The sequence below is a fragment of the Halomonas sp. BC1 genome (genome assembly GCF_002078135.1).
GTDB classification, from domain to species: Bacteria; Pseudomonadota; Gammaproteobacteria; order Pseudomonadales; family Halomonadaceae; genus Vreelandella; species Vreelandella stevensii.
Map to the genome: position 1 here is coordinate 144,334 of NZ_LFGS01000005.1, position 13,705 is coordinate 158,038.

General features: G+C 59.7%; 14 protein-coding genes, 1 tRNA gene and 1 pseudogene. 8 read left to right on the forward strand and 8 right to left on the reverse strand.

The window, feature by feature from the left end; all coding sequences use genetic code 11:
• Positions 1-196: 196 nt before the first annotated feature.
• Genes B7L72_RS05285 through B7L72_RS05295 form a run of 3 tightly spaced genes read right to left on the reverse strand, consistent with a single transcriptional unit; the run spans position 197 to position 2,668 of the window.
• On the reverse strand, positions 197-1,387 hold the full coding sequence (locus tag B7L72_RS05285) for an amino acid aminotransferase (protein ID WP_081138995.1): 1,191 nt from the start codon (positions 1,385-1,387) through the stop codon (positions 197-199).
• Entirely contained in the window at positions 1,388-1,726 is a 339-nt protein-coding gene (locus B7L72_RS05290; RefSeq protein WP_081193007.1) for a 4a-hydroxytetrahydrobiopterin dehydratase, read from the reverse strand. It abuts the gene before it with no gap.
• 30 nt (positions 1,727-1,756) lie between these two features.
• On the reverse strand, positions 1,757-2,668 hold the full coding sequence (locus B7L72_RS05295) for a GGDEF domain-containing protein (RefSeq protein ID WP_081193009.1): 912 nt from the start codon (positions 2,666-2,668) through the stop codon (positions 1,757-1,759).
• Positions 2,669-2,939: 271 nt separating this feature from the next.
• Between B7L72_RS05295 and cobA the strand changes: the two genes are divergently transcribed.
• From cobA to dcd, 4 genes are all read left to right on the forward strand, one after another.
• Positions 2,940-3,773, forward strand: a complete 834-nt coding sequence (gene cobA, locus B7L72_RS05300; RefSeq protein ID WP_081193011.1) for a uroporphyrinogen-III C-methyltransferase — start codon at positions 2,940-2,942, stop codon at positions 3,771-3,773.
• Between the two features lie 180 nt (positions 3,774-3,953).
• On the forward strand, positions 3,954-4,772 hold the full coding sequence (locus B7L72_RS05305) for a hypothetical protein (protein WP_081193013.1): 819 nt from the start codon (positions 3,954-3,956) through the stop codon (positions 4,770-4,772).
• 153 nt (positions 4,773-4,925) lie between these two features.
• The gene (apbC, locus tag B7L72_RS05310; protein WP_081193015.1) at positions 4,926-5,726 is read left to right on the forward strand and encodes an iron-sulfur cluster carrier protein ApbC; all 801 of its coding nucleotides are present in this window, start codon (positions 4,926-4,928) and stop codon (positions 5,724-5,726) included.
• 11 nt (positions 5,727-5,737) lie between these two features.
• Entirely contained in the window at positions 5,738-6,304 is a 567-nt protein-coding gene (dcd, locus tag B7L72_RS05315; RefSeq protein ID WP_039182260.1) for a dCTP deaminase, read from the forward strand.
• Between the two features lie 99 nt (positions 6,305-6,403).
• On the opposite strand, the gene purN is transcribed toward dcd, so the two are convergent.
• Both purN and purM read right to left on the reverse strand, forming a co-directional pair.
• Positions 6,404-7,147 (reverse strand): phosphoribosylglycinamide formyltransferase, encoded by a 744-nt coding sequence (gene purN / locus B7L72_RS05320; RefSeq protein ID WP_081139004.1) that lies wholly within the window; start codon positions 7,145-7,147, stop codon positions 6,404-6,406.
• Positions 7,144-8,223, reverse strand: coding sequence for a phosphoribosylformylglycinamidine cyclo-ligase (gene purM, locus B7L72_RS05325; protein ID WP_081193017.1), 1,080 nt, complete (start codon positions 8,221-8,223; stop codon positions 7,144-7,146). Before purM ends, purN begins: the two co-directional genes overlap by 4 nt.
• Before the next feature lie 192 nt (positions 8,224-8,415).
• Between purM and B7L72_RS05330 the strand changes: the two genes are divergently transcribed.
• Together B7L72_RS05330 and hda are read left to right on the forward strand one after the other, a co-directional pair.
• Complete coding sequence (locus tag B7L72_RS05330) at positions 8,416-9,519, forward strand: AI-2E family transporter (RefSeq protein WP_081193019.1); 1,104 nt, start codon at positions 8,416-8,418, stop codon at positions 9,517-9,519.
• Positions 9,516-10,220: a DnaA regulatory inactivator Hda gene (gene hda / locus B7L72_RS05335; protein WP_016914019.1), complete on the forward strand. Its 705-nt coding sequence runs from the start codon at positions 9,516-9,518 to the stop codon at positions 10,218-10,220. The genes B7L72_RS05330 and hda overlap by 4 nt, the downstream gene beginning before the upstream one ends.
• A gap of 100 nt (positions 10,221-10,320) precedes the next feature.
• Here the strand turns inward: hda and B7L72_RS05340 are convergent, their stop codons facing one another.
• Positions 10,321-10,695 (reverse strand): phasin family protein, encoded by a 375-nt coding sequence (locus B7L72_RS05340; protein ID WP_081139009.1) that lies wholly within the window; start codon positions 10,693-10,695, stop codon positions 10,321-10,323.
• Positions 10,696-11,036: 341 nt separating this feature from the next.
• Between B7L72_RS05340 and B7L72_RS05345 the strand changes: the two genes are divergently transcribed.
• Positions 11,037-12,413 carry a class II fumarate hydratase gene (locus tag B7L72_RS05345; protein ID WP_081139012.1) on the forward strand — a complete coding sequence of 459 codons (1,377 nt, stop codon included), beginning with the start codon at positions 11,037-11,039 and terminating at the stop codon, positions 12,411-12,413.
• Between the two features lie 37 nt (positions 12,414-12,450).
• Here B7L72_RS05345 and B7L72_RS05350 read toward each other — a convergent pair.
• A pseudogene (locus tag B7L72_RS05350) lies at positions 12,451-12,870 on the reverse strand (endonuclease/exonuclease/phosphatase family protein); the annotation flags it as partial.
• Positions 12,871-13,034: 164 nt separating this feature from the next.
• Here B7L72_RS05350 and B7L72_RS05355 point away from each other — a divergent pair.
• Positions 13,035-13,111: transfer RNA gene (locus tag B7L72_RS05355), tRNA-Val, on the forward strand.
• A 42-nt stretch (positions 13,112-13,153) separates the two neighbouring features.
• Here B7L72_RS05355 and B7L72_RS05360 read toward each other — a convergent pair.
• Complete coding sequence (locus B7L72_RS05360; protein ID WP_081193021.1) at positions 13,154-13,621, reverse strand: GAF domain-containing protein; 468 nt, start codon at positions 13,619-13,621, stop codon at positions 13,154-13,156.
• Positions 13,622-13,705: the final 84 nt, after the last annotated feature.

Sequence of the window (13,705 nt, forward strand, 5' to 3'; positions counted from 1 at the left end):
GTTGTATACAAGGCTACGCTGAGTGTGCCGAATGTTTGACTAATCGGTCAAGCGTTGCGTTGTCACGGACGCCGCGCAGGCGCCCCAGGCTCTGGCGGCGAAGGCGCAATTGTACACATCATTGTTCAAGAGGTTGATCTTTCGAAAACAAAAACGCCCAGGCCAAGGCCCGGGCGTGATATGTCAGTGCGCGAGATCAGTCGTTGACTGCCGCGATGGCCTTGGCCAGGTAGGGGAGGTTCTCGTGGGAGAAACCTGCCACGTTGGCACGGCCTGAGCGCACCATGTAAATGCCGAACTCGTCACGCAGGCGGTCTACCTGTTCCGGGGTCAGGCCCGTGTAGGAGAACATGCCGCGCTGCTCGGCCACGCAGGCGAATTTTTCCGCCAGGCCGTAAGGTTTGAGTGCCTCGACGAAATCGCGACGCAGGGTATTGATGCGGTCGCGCATTTCCGTCAGCTCTTCACGCCACAGGGCGGACAGCTCGGCATCGTGGAGGATTTCGCTGACGATGGCGCCGCCGTGGGCGGGCGGATTGGAGTAGTTTTCCCGGGCAACGATGGCCGCCTGGGAGCGTACGTTTTCCATCTGCTCGGCGTCCTTGGCCACCAGGATCAGGCAGCCAGTGCGCTCGCAGTAGATGCCGAAGTTCTTGGAGCAGGAGCTGGTGATGATCACTTCATCCAGGTTTTCAGCCAGCAGGCGAACGCCGTAGGCGTCTTCGTCCAGCCCTTCGCCGAAGCCCTGGTAGGCGAAGTCAATCAGCGGCAGCAGCTTGCGCTCTTGCAGAACGGCCATGACTTCCTGCCACTGCGCTTGAGAAAGATCGAAGCCGGTGGGGTTGTGGCAGCAGGCATGCAGCACGACCACGTCGCCTTCAGGGATCTGCTTGAGGGCTGCCAGCATGCCCGCGAAATCCAGACGGTTCTCGGCATCAACGTAGGGGTATTTGTGCAGTGCAATGCCGGCCGCAGTGAAGATGCCGTGGTGGTTGGGCCAGGTGGGGTCGCTGACCCAGATGCCTTTGCCGGGCAACTGGCTGGCAATGAAATCGGCCGCCAGACGCAGGGCGCCCGTGCCGCCCGGTGATTGCGTGGCGCTGGCACGCTTGGCTTTCAGTACCGGTGAGTCGGCACCCAGTACCATGGGCAGCACGGCATCGCCATAAGCGGGGGCACCGTGGGAGCCAATGTAGGTTTTGGTGGTTTCATTCTTGAGCAGGCGAGCTTCTGCTTCCTTGACCGCGCGCATGATCGGGGTATTGCCCGCTGCATCACGATATACACCGACACCTAGGTCCACTTTCTGCGGATTGGTGTCTTTCTTGAAAGCTTCGATCAACCCGAGAATGGCGTCTCCAGGGACTCGCTCAATTTGCTCAAACATTTATTCGACTACCTCGTCGGTTCTGGCGGCAAGAATGAAATCATTGAGATGCAGGCCGCGCAGGGTATGTGTCCACCAAGTCACGGTGGTGCGCCCCCACTCGGTCACGATGACCGGATGATGCCCAGCCTGCTCGGCAACCTCACCGACCCGTTGGGTAAATGCCAACGCATCGGCGAAATCACGAAACGTAAAGCGTCTCGTCAACTTCATGATGCCATCGTGTTCGATAATCTGCCACTCTGGAAGTGCGGCCAGATGGGGTTGGCATGCCTTATGAGCGAGCGGCATGGCATCTGACGACACGGACTGGAAGGCAGTGCGAGCGAGGCTTTGCATGGTGGGTCTCCGGGCGCGATCAGTATAGCGTCAGGGTAGAAGACGCACGCAGTCCCGGCCAAGCTCCTTGGCACGATAGAGCGCCTGGTCGGCGCGCTCCATCAGGCTGGTCAGGGGTTCGCCACAGCGGTACTCCGCCACCCCGATGCTCAGCGTGACGCTGCTCTGGCCAATGCCGAAATCGTGCTCGGCGATGGTTTTGCGCAGGCGGTCGGCAAGCGCATGGCATTGCTGCAGCGAGGTAAGCGGCAACAGTACCATGAACTCTTCACCTCCCAGGCGGGCCACGATGTCTTCACAGCGCAGCAGCGACGTGGTCAATGTGGCCAGCTGCTTGAGTACCTTGTCGCCCTGCAGGTGCCCCCAGGCGTCATTGAGCTGCTTGAAGTGATCGATATCGATCATCATCACCGACAGCGGTGAGCCATGGCGCGTGCTCAGGGAGCTTAAATGGGTCAGTTGCAGCATCAGCTTGCGCCGGTTGGCGAGGCCGGTCAGCGGGTCGGTGTCGCACAGTCGGCGCAAGCGCTGCTCTTCCAGCACCTGCTCGGTGATATCCATCATGATGCCACTCCAGCGCACTCCATTGGTCAAGGGCTCCGGGGTGGCGCTGACCGCAATCCAGCGCGGATTGTCCTCGGGAAAGGGTAGCTGAAAGCGAGTCGTCAGCGGCAGCATCCAGCGTGCCGAGCGCTCGATGGCTGACATGATCTTTGGGTAGTCGCTGCCAGTGAGTTGCTCCAGCAGCGGCTGGGCATCTTCGGCGAGCTGGTGTTTGTCGATATAGGCAAGTGCCATGCCACCCCCTTCCAGATAGGGAAAGTGCATGTGGCCAGCGTGCGTGCGGTAAAACTGAAAAATGACCCCGGGGATGCTGCTGATCAACTCTTCCGTGCCCAGGGCGGCAGGCTTGGAAGTAACGGATGCCTCATTCACGGACATGCGTGAATCTCCAGACGATAGGCCTATTATAAGTTAGCCGTAAAGATTAGCCCTAAAAAGGTAAATGGGATGTAAGCCATTGCTGACAAATTGTCTTTTATTGATAATTTTTTGGAATTAAAAAATATTTTTAATTCTATGTTTTGTGATTTTGCGTTGTCTGGCCTGTGCAGCATGAGCAATTCGGTTTAAAATTACTTTTTTGTATATAAATCATTATTTTTATTACTTTGGTGGCGGTTTTGGGCACGCAGCCAATACATGAAGGGGGATGACGACCATGGTAGCCATGAGCTCCCAGCCAGGTGCTGGTCGTGTCAGTCTGGTAGGCGCAGGGCCGGGCGACCCGGACTTACTGACATTGAAAGCTTACCGGCGGCTCAAGAGCGCCGAGGTGGTGCTTTATGATCGTTTGGTGAGTGACGAAATCATCGCGCTGCTACCCTCGGAAGCGGCGCGCTACTATGTGGGCAAGGCGCGTTCATCCCACAGTGTACCCCAAGAGGGGATCAATCAAGCGCTGGTGGATTGGGCCCGACAGGGCAAACAGGTGGTTCGACTGAAGGGTGGCGACCCTTTCATCTTTGGTCGCGGTGGCGAGGAGCTCGAAACCCTGGTGGCAGCGGGCATCGAAGTAGAGGTCGTACCCGGTATCACGGCGGCATCTGGCTGCGCTGCCTATGCCGGCATACCGCTGACCCATCGTGATCATGCGCAATCCGTGCGTTTCGTGACCGGGCATTTGCAGCAGGGCGAGTTTAACCTCGATTGGCCTACCCTGGCACAGCCCGGCCAGACCCTGGTGTTCTATATGGGGTTGAGTAATTTGACGTCGATTTGCGAGGGGTTGATGGCCCATGGTCTAGCGCCAGAAACGCCGCTGGCGCTGATCGAGCAAGGTACCACGCGTCAACAGCAGACCCACACGGGTACGCTGGGTCATCTGCCCACGGCTTTTCTGCAAGGCGCTATCCAGCCGCCCACGCTGTTGATCGTGGGAAGCGTGGTGACACTGCATGCGCAGCTGTCGTGGTTCGAGGCGGAGCAGGGGAGCGCTCAGGGGTTTGGCGAAGATAGCCATTTTTGTAAAGTGCAGCGGCCATAACGCGATTGCCATGCGTGTAGATAACAAGAGAAAGCGTGCTATCCCGTTGGACGGCTGGCGATATGTGGGTGGCTGTGTATGCTGATAGGGACTACTTTTAGAAACGATCGTTGATGCTATCGAACGTTTTGTCACTCACGTTGCTATTACCAGCAGCCAGGCGATAGAGAGAGATGCAGCATGTCAGAAACAAACCACCCAAAGCCGCAAACACCCACTGGCAAGCCCGATATGAAGACGTTGTTTCAGGATAACCGCGTCAAGGGGATTGCCGGTATCGCGGCCATTGCGGTGATATGGGCCATCATGGCGCAGTCCAATGCAGGCACCCATCGTGATCGCGTCGAGCGGCTGGAAGGTCAGCTGAATAGTGTCGAGCAGGAAAATGCCCAGCTGAGCCAGCGTCTGGCTGAGGTCGAAGAAGCCGAAGCAGACCTGACGGCCATGCGCGAAGAAATAGCCCTGTTGGCGCAGCAGCAGGAGGAAGCCGCCGAGACGCTGGCTTCCGCCCAGGGCGAGGTAAGTACCGTGCAGTCGCGTCTGGAAGAGCTGGAGTCCCAGGTCAACGAGGCCAGCGAGCGCCTGGCCGAGCTGGAAGAGCAGATTGCCAGCCAGCAGAGCGAGCTGGAGTCGCTGCAGGAGGAGCGCGATAGCGTGACCAGCGAGCGCGATGCGATGCAGTCCGAGATCGAGTCCATGACCCAGCTGCGCGAAGAGGAAGAAGAGAGCCTGAGCCAGGTGCGCAGTGAAATGGATGATCTGATGGTGGCGCTGGACATCGGACGCGAAGAAGTCGCCAACGTCGAGCGCGATATCGAGACTCGCGAAGAGCAGTTGGAGCGGCTGGAAACCCAGCTACGTGAATGGCGTGAAGAGCTGGCCGCGCTAGGCGACCGCCTGCACGTGGATGATGCTGCCAACGATGAGGTGCCTGACCTGTCAGGTGATCAAGAGAGCGAGGGCGACGACGCTGACGCTGACGATACGCAAGCGCAGTAAACGGAGTTCCGATGGCTGAGGCCATCGTGTTCTTCCAAGAGCGGGCACGGGGCTTCCCATGCCCGCTTTTGTTTTTGTCGGTTTAGAAATGGGCGGTGGAGGAGTATCATTCCCGCCAGACCATGCAGGTATTCAACAACGGGAGAGCCATTGATGGATGGTGTGAAACATATCGTGGCCGTGGCCTCGGGCAAGGGCGGTGTCGGCAAATCGACCGTGACCGTGAATCTGGCGCTGGCATTGGCGGCTCAGGGCTACCGCGTAGGCGTGCTGGACGCTGATATCTATGGCCCCAGTCAAGCGCAGATGCTGGGCGTCAAGGAAGGGGTGCGCCCTCAGGCCGGGGAGAACAACACGTTTCTGCCGCTGGAAGCGCACGGTATCCAGGCCATGTCGATGGCGTTCATGGTCAATACCCGGGATGCCATGGTATGGCGTGGCCCCATGGTCGTGGGGGCGTTCCAGCAGATGCTCAACCAGACCCAGTGGGACAACCTGGACTTCCTGCTGATCGACATGCCGCCCGGTACCGGCGACATCCAGTTGACGCTGGCGCAGAAAGTGGCCGTATCGGGTGCCGTGATCGTGACGACGCCTCAAGACATCGCACTGCTGGATGCTCGCAAGGGCATCGAAATGTTCCGCAAGGTCAATGTGCCTGTGCTGGGGGTCGTCGAGAACATGAGCCTGTACCACTGCGAACAGTGCGGCCATGAAGCGGCGATCTTTGGCACCGGTGGTGGCGAGCGCATTGCCGAAGAGTATGATACGGCGGTGCTGGGTCGGCTGCCGCTGACGCTGTCGATCCGTGAATTGGCCGACTCCGGGCGCCCCAGCGTGGTTGCCGAGCCGGAGAGTTCCGTGAGCCAAACGTTTGCCGAGATTGCCCGTCAGGTGGCGCAGTCCGTCAACGCCCATCAATCCGGTGGCCCGACGATTTCCTTTAGCGAGTGATGAAGTAACCGATGAGCATTAAATCAGACAAGTGGATCCGCCGTATGGCGCAGAGCGATGCCATGATCGAGCCCTTCGAAGCCGAGCAGGTGCGCTACGTCAACGATCAGCGGGTGATCTCCTACGGCACGTCCAGCTACGGATACGATGTGCGCTGTGCCGATGAGTTCAAGGTGTTTACCAATATCCACTCGGCGATTGTCGATCCCAAGTCGTTCGATGACAAAAGCTTCGTCGATGTAAAAGGGGACGTGTGCATCATCCCGCCCAACTCGTTCGCGCTGGCGCGCACGGTGGAGTACTTCCGTATTCCGCGTAACGTGCTGACCATTTGTCTGGGTAAATCGACCTACGCGCGCTGCGGCATCATCGTCAACGTGACGCCGCTGGAGCCGGAGTGGGAAGGCCACGTGACGCTGGAGTTTTCCAACACGACCAACCTGCCTGCCAAGATCTATGCCCATGAAGGCGTTGCCCAGATGCTGTTCCTCGAATCCGACGAGGTCTGCGAAACCTCGTACAAGGATCGCGGCGGCAAGTACATGGGTCAGCGTGGGGTAACCTTGCCCAGAACGTGATAGGGAAGGCCTGAGCGATCAGCCATTGTCAGATGGCAAGAGAAAAACGCCCTGATGCAGTGATGCATCAGGGCGTTTTGAGTTGGATGCCACGATGGGTCAGGCGTCGTTGGCTTCTTCGTCCAGTTCTTCGGCGGCATCCGCATGGGAAAGACGCATGCCATGGGGCGGTAACAGGTGGCCGTCCATGCGTGCGCCTTCGGCGGTGTACTGCAAGCGTCCCTCGAGGAACCAGTGAACGGCAATCGGGAAGATCAGGTGTTCACGGGCGTGGACCTTCTCCTTGAGGGTCTCGACGCTGTCGTCGGCGGTGACGGCGAGCTCGGCTTGCAAGACCACCGGCCCTCCGTCCAGCTCTTCGGTGACGAAATGCACGCTGCAACCATGCTGGGCAACACCATCGGCCAGGGCTCTGGCGTGGGTGTTGAGGCCCTGGTAGGCAGGCAGCAGCGACGGGTGAATGTTGAGCATTTTGCCCAGGAAGCGCTGTACGAAGCGTGGCGTCAGAATCCGCATGAAGCCCGCCAGTACGATGAGATCCGGCTCATGGCGTTCGATCACCTTGATCAGTGCGCCGTCGTAGGCGTCGCGGCTATCGTATTCACGGTGGGGCAGAGCCACCGCTTCGATACCCGCTTCGTGGGCGCGCTTCAGACCGTAAGCGTCCGGCTCGTTGGAGATGACCGCGACGATCTCGCCGCCCAGACGGTCGTGCTGCTGGGCGTCGATCAAGGCCTGCAGGTTGCTGCCGCTGCCGGAGATCAACACCACCACGCGGCGTGCGCCCACGGGTTCCGGGGTCAGGTCGTTGATGGTATCCGTGCTGTACTCGGTACTGCTCATGCCTGCGGGCCTGCCTTGCCGTTTTTCAGTACCACGGCTTCGCCCTGGCGTGCTTCGATGTGGCCAATCTGGTAGACGGTTTCACCTTGAGCCTGCAAGTGAGCCTTGGCGGCTTCCGCCTGGCTCGCAGGCACTACCACCACCATGCCGATGCCGCAGTTCAGCACGCGGTGCATTTCGGTTTCGTTGACGTTGCCCTTGGCTTGCAGCCAGTTGAATACTTCCGGGCGCTGCCAGGTGGCCAGGTCGATGTGTGCCGCCAGGTGGTCGGGCAGCACCCGGGGAATGTTTTCCAACAGGCCGCCACCGGTAATGTGCGACAGCGCATGCACCGCCAGCTCCGTTTCACGCATCATCGAGAGCAGTGACTTGACGTAAATGCGCGTGGGAGCCATCAGCGCTTCGCTCAGCGGCTTGCCGTCTACCTGCTCTTCCAGCGACGCCTGGCTGACTTCGAGGATCTTGCGAATCAGGGAGTAGCCATTGGAGTGGGGGCCGGAGGAGGCGAGGCCCAGCAGTACGTCACCTTCGGCGACCTTGCTGCCGTCCAGAATCTCTTCTTTCTCTACCACGCCAACGCAGAAGCCAGCCAGGTCGTAGTCGTTGCCTTCGTACATGCCGGGCATCTCGGCGGTTTCGCCACCCACCAGCGCACAGCCAGCCAGTTCACAGCCTGCACCAATGCCGGTGACGACGTCGGCGGCGATATCCACGTCCAGCTTGCCCGTGGCATAGTAGTCGAGAAACAGCAGCGGCTCGGCACCGGCCACGATCAAGTCATTGACGCACATGGCTACCAGGTCGATCCCAATAGTGTCATGCTTGCCCAGGTCCATGGCCAGACGCAGCTTGGTGCCTACGCCGTCGGTCCCAGAGACCAGTACGGGTTGACGGTAACCCGCAGGCAGCTCGCACAACGCGCCGAAACCACCGAGGCCACCCATGACCTCCGGGCGTGACGTGCGCTTGGCCACATGCTTGATGCGATCCACCAGGGCATTGCCTGCATCAATATCGACGCCTGCGTCCTTGTAGCTGAGAGAGGGAGTCGACTGGGAAGAGGAGGTCTCGGTCATGACGGGTCCTGTGAAGCCTATGCAAAGCGATTGTGCTGGCAAATTGCCAGTGCCGGAGCGATAACGGCCTGCGATTGTATCACTGCGCGACGTAAGTCGCACCGATGGACACGTTATCAGGTGCGTGCAGGCCAGGTTTTGTTACTATTCATTGCTTGACGCTGACCGTGTATCCAGGGAGGAGAGAATAAAATGCGACATTCATGGTGGGGCATCCTGTTTTTGGTGGCCCTGGTTGGCGTTGTGTATTTACTGGATGCGGTGCTCATGCCCTTCATTGCCGGACTGATTCTGGCGTACCTGGCAGACCCGCTGACCAACTATTTTCAGCGGCTGGGGCTGAAGCGGGTGTGGGCGGTCAGCAGCGTATTTCTCATTCTGTTGCTGGTGCTGGCCATCAGTTTGCTGATCCTGATTCCGCTGGTCATCCAGCAGATCAAGCAGCTTGGCGAGATGGTGCCTGGCGTGTTCGACTGGGTGGAAAACTACCTGGCCCCGCAGGTGCAGGCGTGGACGGGGTATGATCTGCGTTCCGAGCTGGACAATGTTCAGGAGACCCTGGCTGAAAATTGGCGCGATGCCGGTAGCTACCTGGCCCAGGCGCTTGGCCAGATTGGCCGTTCGGGCATGGCCTTCGCCACGTGGGTGACCTACGTCGCATTGATTCCGGTGGTGACGTTCTACTTGCTCCTTGACTGGAACCGTTTGCTGAACAATCTGATCGACTTGATACCGCGCCACTGGGTCGATGACGCCACGCGGCTGGCCAAACGCTGCGATGAGGTGTTGGCGGCGTTCCTGCGAGGCCAGCTACTGGTCATGCTGTGTCTGGGCGTCATCTATGCGGTGGGGCTGACCCTGATGGGGCTGAATTTTGGCCTGTTGATCGGCGTCATTTCCGGGCTGGTCAGCATCGTCCCCTTCCTGGGGTTCATCGTTGGGCTCAGCAGCGCCCTGGTGGTGGCGCTGTTCCAGTTCGATAGCTGGTGGGCGCTGGTGGGGGTGCTGGGGGTATTCAGCCTGGGGCAGGTCATCGAAAGCGTCGTGCTGCAGCCCAAATTGCTGGGTGACAAGATAGGCTTGCACCCGGTGGCGGTCATTTTTGCGGTGTTGGCGGGGGGCAATCTGTTTGGCCTGACCGGGGTGCTTCTGGCCTTGCCGGCGGCCTCGGTCATCATGGTGCTGCTCAAGGAGGTCAAGGAGCGTTACCAGAACAGTGCCTTGTATGATGAGACGCTGGAGCCGACGTCACCGCCGCACGAACTGGGTCTCCAGGACAAAGGGGAGTCTTCATGAGCCGATTGCCGGCACAGTTACCGCTCGGGGTGGGGTTGCGTGATGACGCAACGCTGAACAACTACTATCCCTCGAGCGGTAATGCAGCTCTGGTGCAGCATCTGACGCAGCAGCTGTCGCCAGATGCCGAGCCGTTTATCTATCTTTGGGGTGCGCCAGGCAGCGGCCGTAGCCACCTGTTGCAGGCGGCCTGCCACGCGGCCTCGGATCAGGACAAGCGTGCCCTTTACCTGCCGCTGGCCGACCTGGGCCATTTCCCGCCGCTGATGCTGGAGGATATCGAGCGTCTTGACCTGGTGGCCATCGACGACCTCGAATACGTCATCGGGCGCAAGCGTTGGGAAGAGGCGTTGTTCCATGCGTTCAATCGTTTGCGAGACGCTGGCAAAGCGCTCTTGATCGCCGCCAATGCGCCGCCCAGGCGGCTGGAGGTCGTGCTACCGGATCTGGCCTCACGGTTGACCTGGGGGGTGACGTTTCATCTTCATCCGCTGGATGACCAGGAGCGCCTGGCCGCCTTGAAGCTGCGGGCCCGGGTCAGGGGGATGGAGTTACCCGACGATGTGGGGCGGTATATCCTGCATCGCGGCCCCCGAGAGCTTGGTGAGCTGTGCCGGGCGCTGGAGACTCTGGATCAGGCGTCGCTGTCGGCCAAGCGCAAGCTGACCATTCCTTTCGTGAAAGGCGCGCTCAACTGGTAGACACTATTGGTAGGCGCCATGAAAAAGCCCCGAGCACAGCGTGCTCGGGGCTTTTTACGTTGGGCTGGCCTCACTCACGTGCCACCAGCCTGGCGTTTGATCAGGCGCTCTTGCTCATTTTGCTGGCGGCTGCCTGAGCCTGCTTGACGTTGTCTTCGGTCAGCTTCTGGCTTTTCTGCAGGAAATCCTGCTGCAGCGATACTACCTTGTCAGCGTCGCCCTTGACGCGCTCGGCCAAGTCCTTGGCCACTTTTTGCTGGCTTTCCATGTAGCTGCGCAGGCCATCGGCATCCTTGACGCTCAACAGCTGACGCACTTGGGCGATGCCGGTGTCCACGTACGCTTTGTTCGCGTCCAGCTGGGCATTCAGCAGTTTTTCAGAGTAGTCGATGCTCAGGGTCATGTAAGCACGGGCAGGTGCCATGAACAGGTTGTCGAACTGCTGAGTCATTTCGTTGGTGTTGAAGGTACGCATGGTGATGTCTCCTGGCCTTGTCTTGGGCAAAGTCTTAGGCAAACGGATTGCTGATCGAGTAGGGCAATCCAATATTCAAGGCTCAGCAACCGCGTTCCTGACATCGCTACCGCAACTGCTGACCTCATCTTGCTTTGCAGCATAACAGCTGTTTTTGTGCAGTGCAACATGGCGCAATCGCCTCTTGCCCTCCATGCTGTGGGGACGCTGTTTACCGATCCACGGAACATCGCTACACTTTAAGTTATGGATAATCATTATCATTTGTTCGTCGGTGCTGGCTATGCCAGCCATTGACGAGCGAACTGAACTCGATGAGCCAATTGGAAAAGGAGAGCACCATGAGCACGCGGATTGAACGAGACAGCATGGGTGAGCTGGAAGTGCCCGCAGAAGCCCTTTACGGTGCCCAGACACAGCGGGCGGTGAACAACTTCCCGGTGTCGGGCACCCCGTTGCCTGCGGCGTTCATTCATGCCGTGGCGCGCATCAAACTGGCCGCCGCGCGCAGCAATCAGGCGCTGGGGCTGCTGGATGAACAGCGCGCCGCAGCCATCGAAAAGGCGGCCATGGCGGTGATCGACGGGCAGTACGATGAGCACTTCCCGGTGGATGTTTTCCAGACGGGGTCGGGCACCTCGACCAACATGAACGTCAATGAGGTGCTGGCGACCCTGGCCAGTCGTGAAGGGGTCGAGATCACGCCCAATGATCACGTCAACATGGGGCAGTCCAGTAACGATGTCATCCCGACCGCCATTCACCTGTCTGCGGCGATTGCGGTACATACCCAGCTCCGGCCTGCTCTGGTGCAGCTGAAAGAGGCCATCGACCGTCGCGCCGAAGCGCTTTCCCACGTGGTGAAGACCGGGCGCACGCATTTGATGGACGCCATGCCGCTGCGCATGGACCAGGAGCTGGGCGGCTGGTCCAGCCAGGTAGGGCAGGCCATCGAACGTTTTGACAGCGCCCAGCAGCGGCTGTGCCGATTAGCCCAGGGCGGTACGGCGGTGGGCACGGGCATCAATGCGCCTGAGGGGTTTGCCGAGCGGGTGGCCGAGGACCTGAGCCAACAGACAGGGCTTTCGCTGGTGCCCAACGACAGCTTCTTCGCTAGCCTGGGCTCTCAGGATGCCGCCGTGGAGCTGTCCGGGCAGCTGCGCGGCTTTGCCTGTGTGGTGATGAAAATTGCCAATGACCTGCGCTGGATGAACTCTGGGCCACTGGCAGGGCTGGGTGAGATCGAGCTGGAGGCGCTGCAGCCGGGGAGCTCCATCATGCCCGGCAAGGTCAATCCGGTGATTCCCGAGTCCGCGGCCCAGGCGGCGGCTCAGGTGATCGGTCTGGATACGGCGGTGACCGTGGCCGGGCAGAGCGGTAACTTCCAGCTGAACGTGATGCTACCGCTGGTGGCGGCCAATCTGCTGACCTCCATTACGCTGATGAGCAATACCGCCACGCTGCTGGCCGAGCGGGCCATCGCCACCTTCAAGGTGCGCGAGGACAATTTGCAGGGGCCGCTGGCGCGCAACCCGATTCTGGTCACGGCGCTGAACAGCGTCATTGGTTACAACGCTGCTGCGGCCATTGCCAAGAAAGCGTATCAGGCGGGTCGGCCCATCATTGACGTGGCCGAGGAAGAAACCGACCTGGATCGCGCGACCCTGGAGCGCTTGCTGGACCCGGCGGTGCTTACGCGTGGGGGGATCCCTCAGTAAACAGCCGCGTTCTGACGTGGTTCAGCCCAGTTTGGCGTCAGGTCTGCTGCTCTTCGCTCTTGCCTTGCGCAATGGTGGCACTGGCTTCCTGGCGCTCTTCCGAACTGGCGGAAGGAGTGTCGTGCTCCTCTTGGCGCGCCGGCTGGTAGCTGAGTGTCGCCAGGATGGGGAAGTGATCCGACCCGAAGGCTTCCAGACGCTCCATGTGGGTGAGCGTAAACTCCTCACTGACGAACACATGATCCAGCGGCCAGCGCAGTAGAGGGTAGTGGGCGTGAAAGGTGCTGAAGAGCCCGCGGCCGCGCCGGGGGTCGAGCATGCCACTGACCCTGCAGAACAGCCGCGTGGTGCGCGACCAGGCCACATCGTTGAGATCGCCCGCCACGATGGTGGGGAAAGGCTCTTCGTGGACTTCCTTGCCTACCCATAGCAGTTCGGCGTCGCGCCACAGCGACTTTATGATATAACGATTTAACGTAGATGCAGCTTAGTGGTTACGTTTATCAAGTGTCGATATAATTCTTCCAGCTCAGGCGGTTGCCAGAGTCTTGCAGAGAAGAAGACGTAAAAATGACTTGCAATTCAGCTATAAAGCCGTAGAATACGCATCCGTTGCACAGCAGGACCATAGCTCAGTTGGTTAGAGCGCCACGTTGACATCGTGGAGGTCGGCGGTTCAAATCCGCCTGGTCCTACCAGATTCCGCAAAAAGCCCCGAGCACTGCTCGGGGCTTTTTGCGTTATGGGCGGGGCAGATCGGTGTGGAGAATGAAAGTATCGACCAGCGCCTCGATGCCGGCCTGGTCCTGGGCGCTGAAGCGGGCCAGCTGAGGGCTGTCGATATCCAGAACGCCCCATAGCCAGCCATCCTGAACGATGGGGACGACCAGTTCGGACTGGGAGGCCGCATCGCAGGCAATATGGTCGGCTACGGCGTGTACGTCGTCGACCCGCTGGGTGGTGCGACTGCGCGCTGCTGCGCCGCATACTCCCTTGCTGAACGGAATGGGGTTGCAGGCGGGCTTGCCCTGGAAGGGACCCAGGGTCAGTATTTCCGGCTGGCGCTGCAGGTAAAAGCCTACCCAGTTGAGCTGTTCCAGCGATTGCTGGATGAACGCGCTGGTCTGGGCGCTGTTGGTCAACCAGTCGCGTGTGTCCAGCAGAGCAGCGAGCTGTCGATTGAGCAGGTCATAATCGATCGTGGTCATGTTGTTTCTCGGGTGTCGGCACATGAGATTAAAACGCATCAGGCCAGCCTTGCGGCTGGCCTGATGGTAAAGCGTGTACTGCCA

Excerpts from the sequence above, each read along its gene's own strand:
- hda (WP_016914019.1), top strand. The coding sequence starts at position 9,516 with ATGAGCCGATTGCCGGCACAGTTACCGCTCGGGGTGGGGTTGCGTGAT.
- B7L72_RS05330 (WP_081193019.1), top strand. The coding sequence starts at position 8,416 with ATGCGACATTCATGGTGGGGCATCCTGTTTTTGGTGGCCCTGGTTGGC.
- cobA (WP_081193011.1), top strand. The coding sequence starts at position 2,940 with ATGACGACCATGGTAGCCATGAGCTCCCAGCCAGGTGCTGGTCGTGTC.
- B7L72_RS05305 (WP_081193013.1), top strand. The coding sequence starts at position 3,954 with ATGTCAGAAACAAACCACCCAAAGCCGCAAACACCCACTGGCAAGCCC.
- B7L72_RS05290 (WP_081193007.1), bottom strand. The coding sequence starts at position 1,726 with ATGCAAAGCCTCGCTCGCACTGCCTTCCAGTCCGTGTCGTCAGATGCC.
- B7L72_RS05360 (WP_081193021.1), bottom strand. The coding sequence starts at position 13,621 with ATGACCACGATCGATTATGACCTGCTCAATCGACAGCTCGCTGCTCTG.
- B7L72_RS05285 (WP_081138995.1), bottom strand. The coding sequence starts at position 1,387 with ATGTTTGAGCAAATTGAGCGAGTCCCTGGAGACGCCATTCTCGGGTTG.
- B7L72_RS05340 (WP_081139009.1), bottom strand. The coding sequence starts at position 10,695 with ATGCGTACCTTCAACACCAACGAAATGACTCAGCAGTTCGACAACCTG.
- apbC (WP_081193015.1), top strand. The coding sequence starts at position 4,926 with ATGGATGGTGTGAAACATATCGTGGCCGTGGCCTCGGGCAAGGGCGGT.
- B7L72_RS05295 (WP_081193009.1), bottom strand. The coding sequence starts at position 2,668 with ATGTCCGTGAATGAGGCATCCGTTACTTCCAAGCCTGCCGCCCTGGGC.
- B7L72_RS05345 (WP_081139012.1), top strand. The coding sequence starts at position 11,037 with ATGAGCACGCGGATTGAACGAGACAGCATGGGTGAGCTGGAAGTGCCC.
- purM (WP_081193017.1), bottom strand. The coding sequence starts at position 8,223 with ATGACCGAGACCTCCTCTTCCCAGTCGACTCCCTCTCTCAGCTACAAG.
- purN (WP_081139004.1), bottom strand. The coding sequence starts at position 7,147 with ATGAGCAGTACCGAGTACAGCACGGATACCATCAACGACCTGACCCCG.
- dcd (WP_039182260.1), top strand. The coding sequence starts at position 5,738 with ATGAGCATTAAATCAGACAAGTGGATCCGCCGTATGGCGCAGAGCGAT.